Raw genomic sequence first — 3,188 nt, forward strand, 5'->3', positions numbered from 1 at the left:
AGCGGGCATCTGCGGCCTCACCGCTGCTGTTTGGTCGGGATTTTAATATGTCCCCAATTAAAGTTTATATCTGAGATGATGTTTTTAATTGGAATCTGACCCCAATTATTGTGGTTGGCATTTTTGTTGCATTGCACTATGCTTCGCTTCTCGCGATACGTCCCCCAGCCTTTGAACCGTAAAGGAAGCGCCATGACCACGGCAGCCGAACAGCAATACCTTCAACAACAGGGTCTGTACGACCCGGCCAACGAGCACGACGCCTGTGGCGTGGGCTTTGTGGCCCACATCAAGGGCGCGAAGAGCCACGCCATTGTTCAGCAGGGCCTGAAGATCCTGGAAAACCTGGACCACCGGGGTGCTGTGGGCGCCGACAAGCTCATGGGTGACGGCGCGGGCATTTTGATCCAGCTGCCCGATGCGCTGTACCGCGAAGAGTTTGCCGCCAAGGGCGTGACGCTGCCGCCGCCCGGTGAATACGGCGTGGGCATGTTGTTCCTGCCCAAGGAGCACGCCTCGCGTCTGGCCGTCGAGCAGGAGATGGAGCGCGCTGTGGCGGCCGAAGGCCAGGTGCTGTTGGGCTGGCGCGATGTGCCGGTGAACGCCGACATGCCCATGTCGCCCACCGTGCGCAAAAAAGAACCCGTCATCCGCCAGGTGTTCATCGGTCGCGGCAACGACGTGATCGTACAGGACGCCCTGGAGCGCAAGCTCTATGTGATCCGCAAGACCTGCAGTGGCAATGTGCAGCGCCTGAAGCTCACCCACAGCAAAGAGTATTACGTGGTGAGCATGAGCAGCCGCACCGTGGTCTACAAAGGCCTGCTGCTGGCCGATCAAGTGGGCACCTACTTCTACGATCTGCAAGATCCTCGCTGCGTGTCGGCTCTGGGGCTGGTGCACCAGCGTTTCTCCACCAACACCTTCCCCGAGTGGCCGCTGGCCCACCCTTACCGCTATGTGGCGCACAACGGTGAGATCAACACCGTGCGCGGCAACTACAACTGGATGAAGGCGCGCGAGGGCGTGATGTCCTCACCCGTGCTGGGCGACGATCTGAAAAAGCTGTATCCGATCAGCTTTGCCAGCCAGTCCGATACGGCCACGTTCGACAACTGCCTGGAACTCATGACCATGGCCGGCTACCCGCTGGCACAGGCCATGATGATGATGATTCCCGAGCCCTGGGAGCAGCATTCGTCAATGGATCCGCGCCGCAAGGCCTTCTATGAATACCACGCCGCCATGATGGAGCCTTGGGATGGCCCGGCCTCCATCGTGTTCACCGACGGTCGTCAGATCGGCGCCACGCTGGACCGCAACGGCCTGCGTCCGTCGCGTTACTGTGTCACCGACGACGACTTCGTGATCATGGGCTCCGAGTCGGGTGTGTTGCCCGTGCCCGAGCACAAGATCGTGCGCAAGTGGCGCCTGCAGCCCGGCAAGATGTTCCTGATCGATCTGGAGCAGGGCCGCATGATCGACGACGAGGAGCTCAAGTCCAACCTCGCCAACAGCAAGCCCTACAAGCAGTGGATCGAGAACCTGCGCATCAAGCTGGACGACGTGGAAGGCCCGGCCACGGCCACGCCACTGCCCAGCGACGTGAGTCTGCTGGACCGCCAGCAAGCCTTTGGCACCACCCAGGAAGACATCAAGTTCCTGCTGGCACCTATGGCCAGCGCCGGCGAAGAGGCGCTGGGGTCCATGGGCAACGACAGCCCGCTGGCCGTGCTGTCCGACAAGAACAAACCGCTGTTCAACTATTTCAAGCAACTGTTTGCTCAGGTGACCAACCCGCCGATCGACCCGATCCGGGAAGCCATCGTGATGTCGCTGGTGTCCTTCATCGGCCCCAAGCCCAACCTGCTCGACATCAACCAGGTCAACCCGCCGATGCGGCTGGAAGTGAGCCAGCCCATTCTCGATTTCGCCGACATGGCGAAACTGCGCAACATCGAAGCCTTCACCCAAGGCAAGTTCCGCAGCCAGACCCTGGATATCACCTATCCGGTGGCCTGGGGCCGTGAGGGCGTGGAGGCCAAGCTGGCTTCCTTGTGCGCCGAAGCCGTGGACGCCATCAAGGGCGGCAAGAACATCCTCATCATCAGCGACCGCAAGGTGAGCGCCACCCAGCTGGCGATTCCCGCGTTGCTGGCGTTGTCTGCGGTGCACCAGTACCTGGTGCGCGAAGGTCTGCGCACCAACGCCGGCTTGGTGGTGGAAACTGGCAGCGCGCGCGAGGTGCACCACTTCGCGGTGCTGGCCGGGTACGGCGCCGAAGCCGTGCATCCCTATCTGTCCATGGAAGCGCTGGCGGCCATGCACAAAGATCTGCCGGGCGACCTGAGCGCAGAAAAAGCCATCTACAACTACATCAAGGCGATCGGCAAAGGCCTGTCCAAGATCATGTCCAAGATGGGTGTGTCCACCTACATGAGCTATTGCGGTGCGCAACTGTTCGAGGTCATTGGCCTGAACAGCGACACGGTGAACAAGTACTTCACCGGCACGTCCAGCCGCGTCGAGGGCATTGGCGTTTTTGGCATTGCCGAAGAAGCGATCCGCATGCACCTGGCCGCGTTCGGCGACGACCCGGTGCTGGAAACCATGCTGGATGCCGGTGGCGAATACGCCTGGCGCACCCGCGGTGAAGAGCACATGTGGACGCCCGACGCGATCGCCAAGCTGCAGCACAGCACGCGCGCCAACAACTGGAGCACCTACAAGGAATATGCCGAGATCATCAACGACCAGAGCAAGCGCCACATGACGCTGCGCGGCCTGTTCGAATTCAAGATCGATCCGGCCAAGGCGATTCCGATCGACGAGGTGGAGCCGGCTGCGGAAATCGTCAAACGTTTCGCCACCGGCGCCATGTCGCTGGGCTCCATTTCGACCGAAGCCCATTCCACGCTGGCTGTGGCCATGAACCGCATCGGCGGCAAGAGCAATACCGGCGAAGGCGGCGAAGACGCGCTGCGTTACCGCAACGAACTCAAGGGCATCCCGATCAAGCAGGGACAGACCATGTCCGAACTGCTGGGCAAGGAGGTTTTTGAGGTCGACTACACCCTGCAAGACGGCGACTCCATGCGCTCCAAGATCAAGCAGGTGGCCTCGGGCCGGTTCGGCGTCACCGCCGAATACCTCAACAGCGCCGACCAGATCCAGATCAAGATGGCCCA

1 protein-coding gene is annotated in these 3,188 nt (G+C 61.1%); it reads left to right on the forward strand.

The genetic code is table 11. The features are described from left to right. Window positions 1–192 precede the first annotated feature (192 nt). Window positions 193–3,188, forward strand: a 2,996-nt coding sequence (locus ABYB95_RS20155; protein WP_372661045.1) for a glutamate synthase central domain-containing protein, incomplete at its 3' end; no start/stop codon positions are given.

The sequence above is a fragment of the Hydrogenophaga sp. genome (genome assembly GCF_041633695.1).
Lineage (GTDB): Bacteria > Pseudomonadota > Gammaproteobacteria > Burkholderiales > Burkholderiaceae_C > Hydrogenophaga.